The organism is Burkholderia sp. YHN3-13, assembly GCF_055810675.1.
Genome location: NZ_JBVVNQ010000040.1, coordinates 1 through 15,448 on the forward strand (window position 1 = coordinate 1; position 15,448 = coordinate 15,448).

The window sequence follows — 15,448 nt, forward strand, 5'->3', positions numbered from 1 at the left end:
GTGAGCTCGTTGAGCACGTCGGCCTCGACTGGGCTGTCGACGGCCACCAGCGCGATCACGTCGCTGTCGACGTCGGCTTCGACCGGCTTGAGCACGACCAATAGCAGCGTGAGCTCGCTGAGCACGTCGGCCTCGACGGGTCTGTCCACGGCCAACAGCGCGATCACGTCGCTGTCCACGTCAGCTTCGACCGGCATCGGTTCGCTGTCCACCGGACTGAGCACGACCAATAGCAGCGTGAGCTCGCTGAGCACGTCGGCCTCGACGGGCCTGTCGACGGCTAACAGCTCGATCACATCGCTGTCGACGTCGGCTTCGACCGGCATCGGTTCGCTGTCCACCGGACTGAGCGCGACCAATAGCAGTGTGAGTTCGTTGAGCACGTCGGCTTCGACGGGTCTGTCAACGGCTAACAGCGCGATCACGTCGCTGTCGACGTCAGCCTCGACCGGCATCGGTTCGCTGTCCACCGGACTGAGCGCGACCAATAGCAGTGTGAGTTCGCTGAGCACGTCGGCCTCGACAGGTCTGTCGACGGCTAACATCGCGATCACGTCGCTGTCGACGTCAGCCTCGACCGGCATCGGTTCGCTGTCCACCGGACTGAGCACGACCAATAGCAGCGTGAGCTCGCTGAGCACGTCGGCTTCGACGGGCCTGTCCACGGCCAACAGCTCGATCACGTCACTGTCTACGTCGGCTTCGACCGGCTTGAGCACGACCAATAGCAGCGTGAGTTCGTTGAGCACTTCGGCCTCGACAGGTCTGTCGACGGCCAGCAGCTCGATCACATCGCTGTCTACGTCGGCTTCGACCGGCATCGGTTCGCTGTCCACCGGACTGAGCACGACCAATAGCAGCGTGAGTTCGCTGAGCACGTCGGCCTCGACAGGCCTGTCCACGGCCAACAGCGCGATCACATCGCTGTCGACGTCAGCTTCGACCGGCTTGAGCACGACCAATAGCAGCATGAGCTCGCTGAGCACGTCGGCCTCGACGGGCCTGTCAACGGCTAACAGCTCGATCACGTCGCTGTCGACGTCGGCTTCGACGGGTCTGTCAACGGCTAACAGCTCGATCACGTCGCTGTCCACGTCAGCTTCGACCGGCATCGGTTCGCTGTCCACCGGACTGAGCACGACCAATAGCAGCGTGAGCTCGTTGAGCACGTCGGCTTCGACGGGTCTGTCAACGGCTAACAGCTCGATCACATCGCTGTCGACGTCGGCCTCGACCGGCTTGAGCACGACCAATAGCAGCGTGAGCTCGCTGAGCACGTCGACCTCGACGGGTCTGTCAACGGCTAACAGCTCGATCACGTCGCTGTCGACGTCAGCCTCGACCGGCATCGGTTCGCTGTCCACCGGACTGAGCACGACCAATAGCAGTGTGAGTTCGCTGAGCACGTCGGCTTCGACGGGCCTGTCGACGGCCAACAGCTCGATCACGTCGCTGTCGACGTCGGCCTCGACCGGCTTGAGCACGACCAATAGCAGTGTGAGTTCGCTGAGCACGTCGGCTTCGACGGGCCTGTCAACGGCCACCAGCTCGATCACGTCACTGTCGACGTCGGCCTCGACGGGCCTGTCCACGGCCAACAGCTCGATCACGTCGCTGTCCACGTCAGCTTCGACGGGCATCGGTTCGCTGTCCACCGGACTGAGCGCGACCAATAGCAGCGTGAGTTCGCTGAGCACGTCGGCCTCGACGGGTCTGTCGACGGCCACCAGCGCGATCACGTCGCTGTCGACGTCGGCTTCGACCGGCTTGAGCACGACCAATAGCAGCGTGAGCTCGCTGAGCACGTCGGCTTCGACGGGCCTGTCAACGGCCACCAGCGCGATCACGTCGCTGTCGACGTCGGCCTCGACCGGCTTGAGCACGACCAATAGCAGCGTAAGTTCGCTGAGCACGTCGGCCTCGACAGGTCTGTCGACGGCCAGCAGCTCGATCACATCGCTGTCCACGTCGGCTTCGACTGGGCTGTCGACGGCAAACAGTTCCGTCACTTCACTGTCCACGTCGGCATCGACCAGCATCGGTTCGCTGTCCACCGGGCTGAGTACGGCGACTAGCGCGGTCAGTTCGCTGTCGACCTCTACTGCCACCGCTTTGACCTCGCTCTCCACGGGCCTTAGTACTACGACCAGCAATGTTTCGTCTCTCTCTAGCGGCCTGAATTCGGCGGTCAGTCAGCTTTCGTCGCTCTCAACCGCGGTGACTGGCGGTACAAAGTACTTCCATGCAAATTCTACTGGCGCAGATAGTGCAGCTCTCGGTACGAATGCGATTGCCATCGGCCCAAATACCACTGCGACCGGGGACAGCAGCGTAGCGCTTGGCAACGCGGCGAGCGCGGGTAGCGTCGGCGCAGTCGCAATCGGTCAGAACGCGATCGCCGCCGGCGGCCAGGCCGTGGCGATCGGCGAGGCGAATACCGCTACCGGTAATGGTGCGGTGGCTATTGGGGACCCGAACATTGTGATCGGTACCGGTGCAGTGGGCGCCGGTGCAAACAACCTGGTCACCGGCCAAGGGGCAGTAGCGGCTGGCAATCTGAACACTGCTGCCGGGCAGGGGGCGGTGGTGTTGGGTAATGCCAGCACCGCCAATGGCGTAGGTTCGGTGGCACTTGGCAATGCGTCGAGCGCGCTCGGTGCAGGCTCGGTTGCTTTCGGCTCGAAAGCGGTAGCCAATAATGTCAATGATGTCGCGCTAGGTTCGGGCTCCGTGACGAGCGCGCCGAACCCGACTTCAGGGATGAGCATCGGCCAGGCGACGTACTTATTTGCCGGGGCGAGCCCGATGAGTGTGGTCAGCATCGGAGCGCCAGGTGCCGAGCGCCAGCTCACCAACGTTGCAGCTGGACGCATTTCGTCCACCTCCACCGATGCCATTAACGGATCGCAGCTTTACGCGGTCAGTCAAGCAATGTATTCGCTCTCGACCGCTGCCGCCTCTCAACTGTCATCAACAACTAGCGCGTTGACGTCGTTGTCGACGGCAACATCGAGTAGCATCGGCTCATTGTCGACAACCGTAAGCAGTACCGGCAGCAATGTCTCTTCCTTGTCAACGGGCCTAAGCACGACGTCGACGACGGTCACGGCGTTGTCGACGGCACTCAGTACTGCCGTGAGCAATCTTGCGTCGCTGTCGACGAGCAGTTCGTCGTCGTATGGCATTCTTTCGACGACAAGTACAGGGGGCACGTCTGCTGGCGCGGGAGCTCAGGCAACAGGCACCGGTAGCACGGCGCTTGGCGCCCAGTCGACAGCCTCCGGAAACAATGCAACAGCGGTGGGACAAGGCTCGAGCGCGACGGGAGTCAATTCCACGGCGCTGGGCAATAATGCCACGGCGAGTGCGGCCAATTCGATAGCGCTCGGAGCGGGCTCGATTGCGTCGGAGCCCAATACCGTGTCGTTCGGCTCGCCCGATAACGAGCGGCGACTCACTAACGTAGCGCCCGGCGTGAATGGAACCGATGCAGTCAATGTAAATCAGCTCAATGATGCAATGGGCGCGTCAAGGCGATATACAGACAGAGCGATCGCCTCGAGTCTTGCGATTCCGAGCATACCCATGCTTAACGAAGGAGAAAAATGGGTCGGAGTTGCCACCGGGGCTTACGGGAGCGCAACGGCGTTGGGCATCGGCTTTGCATACCAAGCCACGACACGGCTGAATCTTTCTGCTGCGATAGCCACCTCTCCTAGCGGAGGTACTACCGCGTTTAAAGCGCAGGCGGGGTATCGCTGGTAATCCTTGGTACGATAAGGGGTGCGTCGTCGTGCTTGCCCGGTGGCAAGTGCGGCGGCTCGGCACACGCACGGCGACGCACATCAAGCGGATCGAAACGATGAATAAGATAAATAGGGCGGGGCGGGCGAGTTTGAGCACAAACTTCCGAAGCGATCCCGGACTTCAGCGAGTCGCTGCTACCCGGGGGCTGTCGTCGTGGCGACGTCCTGCGTGAGCCGATGGCACATCAAGAGCAAGGGTGACTATACTCTGAACTTTCCCTGCGGCGTTTGGCAGCGGTAGTCAACGTTTTTGGCACCGACAGCATCAGCACGCAGCAGCCCATAACCATGCTCTTTGCATGGTACTTAAGTCAGCAGGACTACCCCTCGCTTACGCGAGAGGCAGCCTGTCGTCAGTTAATACAGCGCAGCGTCCCATTGGGCATGCGTGTGGCACGATGGCCCGTCTTTCGCTGGCAATAATCCTGGTTTTGACCGCCTGCCACGCATTGACCGTTCTGATTTCGATGCGCATTGGGCCCGCAGTTGCCTAATGCAAAGGCAGGCGTAACTGCCAATGACAGAGTGACGGAAAGTGCCGCAGTTCCGAGCATGGCGAGCAAATTTTTGTTCATGAAGAATCTCCAGTTTGATGATTTTTGATCATTGCTTGAATGGCGATACTTATGCGGCGCAGGGCCGGCACAAGTGCGAAGGATGATACCAGTCGGATCGCCGCGAGACAGGGGGTATGTCCGTGCTTGTTTCAAAAGATAATAGTTGATTATCTTGCCGCGCCCCTATGATCTGATTCAACCATGAGGGGAAAAGCACAAAGGACGTTAATCCTTGACGCTCTCGGGCTATGGTTCAACACGCCTCACGGCGAGCAGGCGGGATGAGAAACAATAAGGCAGGGGACCAAGCGATTAGGTTCCGGAGGCAGCCCATCGTGCCCATGCGTCCAAGGGCATGTCGTCGTGTCGTTCACTTTTGGTGACGCCAGTTGGGAAGCGCGCGATCGTAAGATTGATGGCTCAGGAATCGATCGAGCCGTCGGGCCGCATCATCGATGGCCGCCAGCGGCACAGTGCCTAACTGGTGATCATGATGCGTAGCAATAGCCGCGCACAGCTCGATGGCTTCTTCATCCAGCGTCCAGGTGTCGGTCTGCTCGCCGCGTGAAAAGCCCTCCAAGAGACTTTGTTCGACCTTACGGATTGCATCCGGGCAAAGCGCCGCGCCGTAGGCGTGGCCAATTAAACTGGCCAAAACGCTCATCTGCAACAGCAGTTGCAGATGCATGCGCGTGCCTCGTCCGGTACGCACTGCCGCGAGGGCCATGTGGTAGCGCAGTGCGACCCGATCAGCATCCTGGCGACTCATGGGTAGCAACCAGGATTTGGCCTTACGCGAGTCGGCCGCCTGTTGCACGCGGGCAAACGAAAGCGATGGTTTGGCCATGTTCAGTCACGAATCAGGAATTGCTCGCGCTCCTGGACGGCGATCCAGGCGGGCGGGCGTCCTCTCCCGGTCCATGTTTGGCCTGTTTTGGGATTGCGGTATTTCGCTGCCACGATGCGTTTTGTAGCTGCGCGTTTGCCGAAGACTTCCCGTTCGGTCAATGCGTACGTTGCGACGAGTTCGCGTACTTGGGTAAGAGCGGCTTTGCGTTCTGCCAGGCGAGCGGTTTCAGCTTGCTCCTGGAGGGTGGCTACTTGAGCGAGAAGTTCCTGATAAGTCGGCATCGCTGTAATTGAAAATTATTGATAATGATGTGTGCTCGAAGTCGTTCGTTCGGGTGATTTATGGTGGCATGATAACTAACTAAACCTGACTGCGGCATTGGTTAAGAAAAAGGCCGCCGGCACGTGGGCTGCGGCGGCCAAAACGGGCACACTATACTGGTTATATCAAATCGGCATACCCATCCTCCCCGAAGGGCATACCGATGGCTTGAATATACGACAAACACAACCAGACGAAAACAGGCCAGCATCGGTACTTGCCATATTTTTAAATTTCCCTGATTTTTGAGTAGACTGAGAGGTTGCGGGAGGAGAGGTTTTGGAAGGCGCGCAAACGTTTCACTTTTTTCTTGACTCGCACAAACGATGCGCTATGATCTCTCTCAAGCTGCATCCTCCCCCACTGCAGCTGGCTTCTTTCTACCGAATTTATGCGGTATCCCGCTCGAATTATGAGCGGGATTTTTTTCGTCAGAGGAAGAGGAGGGGCGGGACGCCATAAGATGGTTGGATAACCGACCATGGCGATTTTGGTGTTGTTAAAAAGACACTGTTTTGTGCGGCAGGAATAAAAAAACCACGGCTGTGCCGTGGTTGAAAGAGTTTAACACTCAAGAGAGAAGAGCCGAATGAAACGCATCTATTCTATAAAAATTCGGCCATCCATCAATTCAACAATTTTCACAAACACTAGGATTGGCGCAAAGTTCAATTGCGCCGCACCAGGATGCGATAAGTTCACAGAGCAAACGTGAACCCGTTGTGTTCGTCGACGGCTGTGATCCGCTTTAGCGTTCAGTTGTCGAGCTGCTCTCCAGGCCAGGCCAAGAAACGGTTCCAAAAAGACGCGTAGCTACGGTTAACTTTTCTCTCGACCTGTTACCTGAGCCGTCATGACAACCGGATCGGGGAGATGGGCAAGCCGATCATTGACGACGAGTTGTGGCAACTAATTGAGCCACTTCTGCCACCAGCCAAACCCCGTCGGTTCAAGTACCCGGGGCGCAAGCCCGTGCCGAATCGTGCAGCGCTGACGGGCATTCTGTTTGTGCTGAAGACCGGCATTCGCTGGCGCGATCTTCCTGCGGAAATGGGATATGGCTCGGGCGTGAGTTGCTGGCTGCTGCGTGACTGGCAAGAGACGGGCGTGTGGGACGCATTGCAGGCGTTACTGCTGACCAAACTACGCGCCGCAAACCAGATCGATTCCTCCCGTGTGGTCGTCGACTCTTCGTCGATTCGAGCGGTTGGGAGGGGGCGGGCGAAAACCTGGCCCGAACCCCACCGATCGAGCGCGACCCGGTTCCAAACACCACCTCGCCACCAACGCCAACGGTACGCCGCTCGCCACGATCCTGACCGGCGTGAACGTCAACGACGTCACGCAATTGCTGCCGCTGATCGACGCGATTCCGCCGATCCGCGGATTGCGTGGCCACCCATTGCAGCGGCCGCGTGTGGTCTACGCGGATCGCGGTTACGACTCCGAGCGACATCGACGCGCGTTGCGCGATCGCGGTATCGAGCCGGTGATCGCCAAGCGCCGTACCGAACACGGCAGCGGCCTTGGCAAAGATCGCTGGGTCGTCGAACGCACGCATGCCTGGCTGCATCACTTTCGTCGTCTCCGTAATCGTTTCGAGCGTCGTGCTGACATTCACGGCGCGTTCCTCAAACTCGGTTACTGCCTGATCTGCTGGAATACCCTTCGGCGGGCCGATCAGTCTTTATGAAACCGTCTCTTGGAGATCTTTCTGGGGCGGCAGGGTCACCCGAAGAGCGCCGATCGGGGCTTGCGGCTGTGGCGTTTTGCCTGGTTGCGGGTGTCGCGCAAGCGGCCCCGTCGGCGCGTGTCGGTCCATCGTCCTCGGCCACTACGGCACGTCCGGGCGCACGACTTTGTATTCGCCGCGTGGGGTCCCCTTGGTTTTCATGCAGTTTGCCGGGGTAGGTCCATCTAGCTGCCCCCAGGCTTAGCGCTCCGCCCCTTAAACGGTAGCTCCCGACTGGCCTTTCTGCACCTGCTCAATACCTCTTCGCCAGCCCTAGGGGGCGTAGACATGCATTCGTCGGTGCGAGCGAGCCTGCATGGCAGCGATAATGAAAATTATCTTGGTTATGGCTCAAAATATCGACAAAGATTGTGTTTTATAACGTTAGGAATGTATGAAATAATTGAGCCAAATTGACTCGATTCGTCCGCCATGGCCCGTCCCGCCGCCGTCACCGCCGAACAGATCCGCTCCACCGTGCTTGACATGCTGGCCGAGGCTGGCGACGCCGCGCCGGCCAGCGGTGTCCGCTTTCGCCAGATCGTCTCGGTCCGCAAGCTGCGGGCGCGGCTCGGCGCCGGCGACCCCGCGACGCTCGCGCGAGCGCTGAACGCGATCGAGGCCGAGGTCGTGCGCGCAGGACTGGCCGAGATTGCGATTCCCGACCTGCCGCCGGATATCGCCGAGTTGATGCGCGGCCTGTGGCAAGCCGCGGTTGCAGTGCAGCTCGATGATGTGATCCGCCTCAAACAGGCGGCCGACGCTGGCGTCGCCACTGCCGACGCGGCCCGCACCGATGCCGAACTGCGTGTCGAACTATTGCGACAGGAAGTCGAGACCCTGCGCGCGACACTCACCGCGCGCGACGCCGAATTGGCCGACCTGCGCGCCCAACACGGGGTGCTGCGGGACCGCTGCGCGTCTCTTGAGGCCCAAGCCGACGAGCGCCAGGCTGCGCTCGACAAGTTGGCGGCTGAGCGGGCTGACCGTGAGCGCGCGCACAATGTAGCGCTCCAGGCGGCGCAGCATCGGTACGAGGCACTGTCGAAACAGCTGCTGCAGGAAACCGCACATCAGCGCGAGGCGCAGAAAAAGGAGCATGCGCAGGCGGCGGCGCAACTGAAAATCGCTGAGCGCCGGATCGCCGCGCTGCAGGGCGAGCGCGACCGACTCGACGGCGATCTGGCGCGCGAACGTGAGGCTCGCCAACAGGCGGTCGGCGAAGCACTGGCCCTGAAGGCCGTCAATGCGCGAGAACACGCTGAGCTCGCCGGCCTGTTGCGCGACATCGCGCTGAAGCCCACGCAAACTGCCCGCACCGGCCTCGCGACGGTGAAACGTGCTACGGGTAGCGCCTCGACGAAGCACAAGGGAAAATGACTGCGCTCACCGCTTGCCCGATCCCTGAACTCCCATGAACTTCGCTGACTGGGTCGATACCGGTGCGACACCCCCGCAGCAGCTACCCGACGATCTCGATGCCTCGGTCGCGTATGTGAGCGATGTGCTGGGCCACGTCGTCTATCTGCGCTGGACGCTGGCGCTCGTCAAGCGGCGTTTCGCGTCGCTCGCCGACGCGAAGGCGGCGAAACCGGCCGTGATGCGGTTGTTGCTCGATCAGTCGGCGGCGGTCGAATACTGGGATCGCGGGCGCGCACGAGTCGTACCGGTTGACGACGCTCCGGCGCCCGAAGTCGTGCTGGCGCGCGTGCTACGCGCGCACGCGCGGCGCTTCAAGTGCGCCGGGGCTGCCCTGCTGACGACCACGAATGGTGAGCGGTTACAGGAGCCGGTGCTGACGGGCGCCGACCTTCCGGCTGCGCTACGTGGATGGTTCGCACGCGCAGGCCGCTTTGTCGCAGTCGCGAGCGCAACCAACACGCTCGGTGTTGGCGATGACGCCCAGGCAGTGGCGCTGTTTCTGCGCGACCGGGCAAGTCGGTCGCCCCATACAGCGCGCGCCTATCTGACGGAAATTCGCCGCCTCGTGGCGTGGTGCATCGCGCACGAGCTCGGGCCACTGTCGGACCTGACGCGGCATGATTTGCTCGAGTACAAGCGAACGTTGCACCGTCCTTTGCGAGATGTCGCCGATGCAGCTCAACCCGAAGGCAGACTGTCCGAGTCGACGCAGGCGCGGGCGCTCGCCGTCTGCGCCAGCTTGTTCCGGTACTGGACAGAGACCGGTTATTTGACTGCGAACCCGGCTGCGGGCCTCGTGCGAGGACAGCGGCGGCACGCCGGTTTCGCGCCGACTCGCATGCTATCGGCTGCGCAACTGAGTGCCTGCGATGTCGAAGTCGAGGCCGTCGATCATGACATCGAGCCACTGATCGCGGCGCGACGCCGGGCGATCTGGAGTCTATACCGCTATGCCGGCGTGAGGCTCGTTGAACTGGTCTGGTCCGACGAGCGACAACTACCGGCGCTGGATCTCGATCCCAACGGACGCTGGACCTTGAATGTATGCGGCAAAGGTCAGAAGGCGCGTGCAATTCCGTTGCCCGCGGGTTGTGTTTCGAGTCTGCAAGCCTATCGACGGTTGCGGGGACTGCCTGAGCAACCAGCCCCAGGCGAACACGTGGCGCTGGTGCACGGCCTCAAGGGAGGAACGCTGCGGGGTTCGGGGCTTTACGACGAGGTGAAGGCGATCTTTCGGGCGGCCGCCGCGCGACTCGAGCCGACCGATCCGGCGAGCGCCGCCACGCTGCGACGGGCGTCACCGCACTGGCTGCGCCATGCCTACGCACGTACCTTGGTTGTCGATCGACTGATCCCGCTGCCGGCCGCGCAGGCGCTGCTCGGCCATGCGTCGATTCAGACCACGGCCGGCTATGCGAAAACGGATCTGTCACAGCTACGCGCGTTTGTCGATCGTGCCTTCGATTCCGATTAGCTTCCTGCGGACAACGGCGGAATCGGCGATTGCAGTCCCTCGATGGCCAAGCGATTCAGCTTGTCGAGTGCCGTCAAGTAACAATGGGTTGGCACAACCGCCAGCTGGTCGTCGTGGAGCACGAGGACGCGCTCGACGGCGGCTTTATCGCGATCGAGCATGACCCATGTCTGGCCACGCTCGGCGCGGCCGATGCAACGCTCCAGCGCCGCCTCTGCGCGCTGGAACTCAGCATCGTCAGCGCTCGCGGGCGCCTCGTCGCGTAGATAGAACGCCGTATAGACGGCCTTGAGCAGGCAGACCATCGAGTCCACATTGGTATGTCCCTGCACGATGGTGGCTAGCGCAAGATGATATTCGAGTGACAACGCACGAGTCCGCGCAAGTGGGAGCGGCAACAACATTTCTTTGCTCAACGGGCGGTGGCTCGAGCGTCGGGCAGATTTTCGGCTCATGACGGTGCATTCATCGGTATACAGCAACAAATTATCGCGCAGCGCCTTCCTGACACTGCATACACATTATCCACGCGCTTCGCGCTCTGTCACCGGCATGCCGATCACCAGACTGGGCATCAGGCGATGTGCATAGTCGGCCACCGGGAATTCGAACGTACCGCGCAAATTGGAACCTTTCCATATACGTTGGCGCTATACGCCTCAGCACTCTCGCGACCTTGGTGTCAAAGAGAAATTTTTTCCGATTTAACTCAATTTTCCGGGGCACTATAGAACGTTTTTTTCGTTGTCGACTGGTATAAATAGCGCTCCTGCTGTGCAGGCGACTAAAATTGCGACCACAATGACAAGGAGGACGCGTTGTTACGGTCAATGGTCCTTTCCAACCACGCGAATCACGCTGCTACGAACGGGTTTCAGCTCGCTTCTTCAGGCTCCGACCGGTCGGAGCTGGTGCGCCTGTGCCGCCGGATCGACGATGCATTCGATGCGTTCGGCACATCGTCTGATCCGTCTAAGAATACGGAATTTGCCGCTCGTTTGCGCGCAGCTCTTGCCGACGCCAGTGCGGCCGATCCATGGTTGACTGACGCGGAACGCACAGGTAGTGCGCAACAGTATTGTCGGCACCTACTTGCCGCTGATCCTTGTGGACGCTACTCAGTCGTCTCGCTTGTCTGGCGGCCTGGTCAGTGCAGCCCTCTGTGCATGGCCATCGGACATGGTGCGGCTACACGGTACTCGAAGGTACGTTAACCGAAACGCTATACGAGTGGAACATGGACACGGGTCATGCGACCAAGGCAGGTTGGCACCCGCGCGAGGTAGGCGCAGTATCGTTCATGTGGGCGGGCACGGCCGGAACACCGGCTCGGTCACGCCGACGCAACACAGAGCGCGTCCGCTATCTCGCTGCATGTCTATGGTGTGCCAGCTGAGCAGATTACGACCCACGTCAACGACGTTGTGCTTTGTGTTGCGCCGATCCTCTAATAAATTTCTGGTTCTCGAAGCCCTTGAGGCGGTGCTCTAGGAGGAGACAATGTCTCTATGTTTGGGCGACATCGCCCCGGATTTCGAGCAGGATTCCAGCGAGTGCCTTTTCTAGTTTCATCCATGGCTGGAAGATAGCTGGGGCGTGCTTTTTTGCATCCCGGAGATTTCACGCCGGTGTGCACGACCGAACTGGGTCTGACCGCCAGGCTCAAGGGGAGTTTGCTAAACGCAATGTCAAGGTTATCGCTCTTTCGGTTGACCCGGTCGATTCGCACAAGAAATGGATAGACGACATCAACGACACGCAAAACACCACTGTTAACTTCCCGATCCTCGCCGACCTGAACTGCAAGATATCGCAACTCTCATCACGTATCCAGCATCGAAGGGGCGCAAATTCAACGAGGTGCTGCGCGCGATCGACTCGCTGCAACTGACCGGATATCACAGCGTGGCTACGCCGGGCAACTGGCAAGACGGCGACGATGTCGTTATCGTGCCGTCGCTCAAGCGACGAAGCCGTCATCAACCAGAAGTTCCCAAAGGGCTGCAAGGCGTTGCACCGGTACCCGCGCCTGACACAGCAGCCCAATAAGTAAGTATTGCTTCGGTAGTGTGAATTTAGCCCGGCCTTGGTGCCGGATTTTATGCGATGTCGTTCGATTATTTGAAGTGTGTGATCATGCTTACGCAACATGACCTCCGTCGACTCGATGCGCTTTATCAGGCGCTAGAGCAGGCCACGGAGCGCTTCCTCGGCTATCCCGTCTCCAAAGATTTCAAGATGGCGCCGCTTGAGCGGTTTCTGCGCTTTCCGCTTAATAACCTGGGCGACCCATTCGTCGACTCGACCTTCACGGTTGGCACGCGCGAGTATGAACGCGAAGTCGTCGACTTCGTGGCCGACCTGCTGCGTGCCCCCGCCGGCGAGACCTGGGGCTACGTCACCAACGGCGGCACCGAAGGCAATCTCTACGGACTTTACCTGGCCCGCGAGTTGCTGCCGCGGGGCATTGTCTACTGCTCAGAGGATACGCACTACTCGGTGACGAAGAACATCCATTTCCTTGGCCTGAGCTCGATTGCGATCCGCAGCCAGCCAAACGGTGAGATCGACTACGAGGATCTTGCGGAGACACTGCGCATCAATCGAGACAAGCCAGCGATTATTTTTGCCAACATCGGCACGACGATGACCGAGGCACGGGACGACATCGGGACCATCAAGAACATCCTGAATCGGTTCGCAATCCGCGACTACTACATCCATTCGGACGCCGCACTTTGTGGCGGCTTCGCGTCGTTCCTCGACCCACGCCCGGCCTTCGATTTTGCCGACGGTGCCGATTCTGTCTCGATCAGCGGCCATAAGTTCTTCGGCTCACCGATGCCGTGCGGCATCGTAATCGCGCGGAAGCGTCACGTTGAAAGAATCGCGCGCTCGATTGGCTACATTGGATCACTCGACACGACCATCACTGGCTCGCGTAACGGCTTCACTCCGCTGGTGCTGTGGTATCGGATCAAGGAGCTTGGTGCGGAGGGACTGCGTCGACGCGCGGCATCGGCGCTCCAACTCGCGGCTTATGCCGAAGCATGCATGAAAGAAGTTGGCATTCCGGCTTGGCGCAATGAGCATGCACTGACGGTCGTTTTCCCAAAGGTGAGCGATGAGATTAAGAGGCGTTGGCAATTGGCCACTCAGGGCGAGCAATCGCACCTGATCGTAATGCCCAACGTTACACGCGAGCAGGTCGACGCGCTGGTTGACGACATGGTCGCGGAACGATGCAGCATTGCCAATGTCACCGATTCTCTTTCGATCGAAAAACAATGTCGCACATGAATTTTCTCACCGCAATCACGGGTGACCGCACGGGCCTGATCGCAGAGCTCTCCGGCCTACTTGCAGCGAATGACATCAACGTCTTCGCAATGGACGGTCGCGCTATCGGAACGACCGCTATCCTGCAGATTGACGTCGACAATCTCTCTTTGGCGCTAGCTGTGCTCACTCGCGCTGGATGTCAAGTCATCTCGGACGAGGTCCTGACCTTGCAGGTTGAGAACGTGCCGGGCACACTTGCCCGTGTCGCGCGCGATCTGGCCGACGCGAACCTTGACATTAGGATGATGCGTACGATTAGCCGGCAGGCCGACATCTGTATCGTGACCATCGCGACGAACGACAACGCACGAGCCAAGCAGTTGCTCGCTGACCGGGTAGTTTGAGGGCTGCAGCAAGCTTCAGATCACTTCGCCAGCGCGTTGAGTGGGGTGTCATTGCGATTCGCGTTAGGGGCACGACGATCACGAGCGGGATACCTCCTGCATCAGCAAGCAGCCTCGCTGCTGAGCTTCCGCCGATCCATTGGATTTGGACGTAAGCACTCGGGGAAGTCATCTTGATCGCGTTAGGCGCGAAGGCGAGGATCATGTCCATCTAAACTTTTAATGGAGGTCAAGTTCTGATCGTCAAGACGGCCTCAGATTGACGCTTGCTGATAAGTCGACATCGCCGTAATTGAAAATTATTGATAATGATGTGTGCTCGAAGTCGTTCGTTCGGGTGATTTATGGTGGCACGATAACTAACTAAACCTGATTGCGGCATTGGTTAAGAAAAAGGCCGCCGGCACATGGGCTGCGGCGGCCAAAACAGGCACACTATACTGGTTATATCAAATCGGCATGCCCATCCTCCCCGAAGGGCATACCGATGGCTTGAATATACGACAAACACAACCAGACGAAAACAGGCCAGCATCGGTACTTGCCATATTTTTAAATTTCCCTGATTTTTGAGTAGACTGAGAGGTTGCGGGAGGAGAGGTTTTGGAAGGCGCGCAAACGTTTCACTTTTTTCTTGACTCGCACAAACGATGCGCTATGATTTCCCTCAAGCTGCATCCTCCCCCACTGCAGCTGGCTTCTTTCTACCGAATTTATGCGGTATCCCGCTCGAATTATGAGCGGGATTTTTTTCGTCAGAGGAAGAGGAGGGGTGGGGCGCCATAAGATGGCTGGATAACCAACTATGGTGATTTGGGTGTTGTTAAAAAGACACTGTTTTGTGTTGCAGGAATAAAAAAACCACGGCTGTGCCGTGGTTAAAAGAGTTTAACATCCAAGAGAGAAGAGTCGAATGAAACTTTATTAGTATATAAAAATTCGGCCATCCATCAATTCAACAATTTTCACAAACGCTGAGATTAGCGCAAAGTTCAATTGCGCCGCGCCAGGATGCGATAAGTTCACGGAGTAAACGTGAACCCGTTGTGTTCGTCGATGGCTGCGATCCACTTTATCCCGCGCCGGTGTTGACAGCGATGAGTATCCTTTCGGCGCAATATCCGCGTGATGGTTACCGCCGCTTAGAGATCTTTCTGGAGCGGCAGGGTCACCCGACGAGCGCCGATCGGGGCTTGCCGCTGTGGCGTTTTGCCTGGTTGCGGGTGTCGCACAAGCGACCCCGTCGGCACGTGTCGGTCCATCGTCCTCGGCCGCCACGGCACGTCCGGGTGTACGACTTCGTATTCGCCGCGCGGGATAACGGCCAGCAGTTGAAGTATCTGACGGTGATCGATGAGCACATGCGTGAATAGCTGGCAATCGTTGTGGCCGGATCGATGCGTTATGGCCTGTCGGGTAGTTCGGGCGGGTACACGACCAATTCGGTGGGTCTGCCGGGGGTGCTTGGGATGCAAGGCATCGCGACACTGGAGCCCTACGTAGGAATTGACGCGGGGAAGATCCTGCGCTGCAACTCGTCGACTGGAGAGGGAGGAAGCCTTTTCGGGTTGACGACGGGCGTGCGTGCGAGATCCCGGTG

11 protein-coding genes and 2 pseudogenes are annotated in these 15,448 nt (G+C 59.3%); 9 read left to right on the forward strand and 4 right to left on the reverse strand.

The window, feature by feature from the left end:
* Window positions 1-3,765, forward strand: a 3,765-nt coding sequence (locus tag AC0KUR_RS37025) for a YadA-like family protein (RefSeq protein WP_473377322.1), incomplete at its 5' end; no start/stop codon positions are given.
* Window positions 3,766-4,159: 394 nt separating this feature from the next.
* Here the strand turns inward: AC0KUR_RS37025 and AC0KUR_RS37030 are convergent.
* The 3 genes from AC0KUR_RS37030 to AC0KUR_RS37040 form a co-directional block, all read right to left on the reverse strand.
* Window positions 4,160-4,381, reverse strand: coding sequence for a hypothetical protein (locus tag AC0KUR_RS37030; protein WP_226159351.1), 222 nt, complete (start codon window positions 4,379-4,381; stop codon window positions 4,160-4,162).
* 352 nt (window positions 4,382-4,733) lie between these two features.
* The gene (locus AC0KUR_RS37035; protein WP_473377318.1) at window positions 4,734-5,210 is read right to left on the reverse strand and encodes a hypothetical protein; all 477 of its coding nucleotides are present in this window, start codon (window positions 5,208-5,210) and stop codon (window positions 4,734-4,736) included.
* Window positions 5,211-5,212: 2 nt separating this feature from the next.
* Entirely contained in the window at window positions 5,213-5,494 is a 282-nt protein-coding gene (locus AC0KUR_RS37040; protein WP_473377319.1) for an H-NS histone family protein, read from the reverse strand.
* Window positions 5,495-6,407: 913 nt separating this feature from the next.
* Between AC0KUR_RS37040 and AC0KUR_RS37045 the strand changes: the two genes are divergently transcribed.
* The 3 genes from AC0KUR_RS37045 to AC0KUR_RS37055 all read left to right on the forward strand — a co-directional run bounded on the left by AC0KUR_RS37045 (window position 6,408) and on the right by AC0KUR_RS37055 (window position 10,162).
* Window positions 6,408-7,227, forward strand: a protein-coding gene (locus AC0KUR_RS37045; protein WP_473377320.1) for an IS5 family transposase whose coding sequence is annotated in 2 segments (ribosomal slippage) — window positions 6,408-6,764 and window positions 6,766-7,227 — 819 coding nt in all. Because the reading frame shifts where the segments join, the coding sequence is not laid out codon by codon here.
* A 471-nt stretch (window positions 7,228-7,698) separates the two neighbouring features.
* Window positions 7,699-8,646, forward strand: a complete 948-nt coding sequence (locus tag AC0KUR_RS37050; RefSeq protein ID WP_226159354.1) for a DNA-binding protein — start codon at window positions 7,699-7,701, stop codon at window positions 8,644-8,646.
* Between the two features lie 34 nt (window positions 8,647-8,680).
* Complete coding sequence (locus AC0KUR_RS37055) at window positions 8,681-10,162, forward strand: tyrosine-type recombinase/integrase (RefSeq protein ID WP_226159355.1); 1,482 nt, start codon at window positions 8,681-8,683, stop codon at window positions 10,160-10,162.
* Here the strand turns inward: AC0KUR_RS37055 and AC0KUR_RS37060 are convergent.
* On the reverse strand, window positions 10,159-10,644 hold the full coding sequence (locus AC0KUR_RS37060; RefSeq protein WP_319001696.1) for a hypothetical protein: 486 nt from the start codon (window positions 10,642-10,644) through the stop codon (window positions 10,159-10,161). The two genes, AC0KUR_RS37055 and AC0KUR_RS37060, sit on opposite strands and share 4 nt — an antisense overlap.
* A 1,018-nt stretch (window positions 10,645-11,662) precedes the next feature.
* Between AC0KUR_RS37060 and AC0KUR_RS37065 the strand changes: the two are divergent.
* From AC0KUR_RS37065 to AC0KUR_RS37085, 5 genes and pseudogenes are all read left to right on the forward strand, one after another.
* Window positions 11,663-12,215: pseudogene (locus tag AC0KUR_RS37065) on the forward strand (redoxin domain-containing protein).
* A 53-nt stretch (window positions 12,216-12,268) separates the two neighbouring features.
* Window positions 12,269-13,462 carry a histidine decarboxylase gene (locus AC0KUR_RS37070; RefSeq protein ID WP_226159356.1) on the forward strand — a complete coding sequence of 398 codons (1,194 nt, stop codon included), beginning with the start codon at window positions 12,269-12,271 and terminating at the stop codon, window positions 13,460-13,462.
* A complete protein-coding gene (locus tag AC0KUR_RS37075) occupies window positions 13,459-13,848 on the forward strand; it encodes an ACT domain-containing protein (protein WP_226159357.1) in 390 nt (129 codons plus the stop codon). The genes AC0KUR_RS37070 and AC0KUR_RS37075 overlap by 4 nt, the downstream gene beginning before the upstream one ends.
* A gap of 1,079 nt (window positions 13,849-14,927) precedes the next feature.
* A pseudogene (locus tag AC0KUR_RS37080) lies at window positions 14,928-15,218 on the forward strand (IS3 family transposase); the annotation flags it as partial.
* A 27-nt stretch (window positions 15,219-15,245) separates the two neighbouring features.
* Window positions 15,246-15,448: ShlB/FhaC/HecB family hemolysin secretion/activation protein (locus AC0KUR_RS37085; RefSeq protein ID WP_473377321.1), on the forward strand; the 203-nt coding region annotated here is incomplete at its 3' end.

Excerpts from the sequence above, each read along its gene's own strand:
- AC0KUR_RS37030 (WP_226159351.1), bottom strand. The coding sequence starts at position 4,381 with ATGAACAAAAATTTGCTCGCCATGCTCGGAACTGCGGCACTTTCCGTC.
- AC0KUR_RS37035 (WP_473377318.1), bottom strand. The coding sequence starts at position 5,210 with ATGGCCAAACCATCGCTTTCGTTTGCCCGCGTGCAACAGGCGGCCGAC.
- AC0KUR_RS37040 (WP_473377319.1), bottom strand. The coding sequence starts at position 5,494 with ATGCCGACTTATCAGGAACTTCTCGCTCAAGTAGCCACCCTCCAGGAG.
- AC0KUR_RS37050 (WP_226159354.1), top strand. The coding sequence starts at position 7,699 with ATGGCCCGTCCCGCCGCCGTCACCGCCGAACAGATCCGCTCCACCGTG.
- AC0KUR_RS37055 (WP_226159355.1), top strand. The coding sequence starts at position 8,681 with ATGAACTTCGCTGACTGGGTCGATACCGGTGCGACACCCCCGCAGCAG.
- AC0KUR_RS37070 (WP_226159356.1), top strand. The coding sequence starts at position 12,269 with ATGTCGTTCGATTATTTGAAGTGTGTGATCATGCTTACGCAACATGAC.
- AC0KUR_RS37075 (WP_226159357.1), top strand. The coding sequence starts at position 13,459 with ATGAATTTTCTCACCGCAATCACGGGTGACCGCACGGGCCTGATCGCA.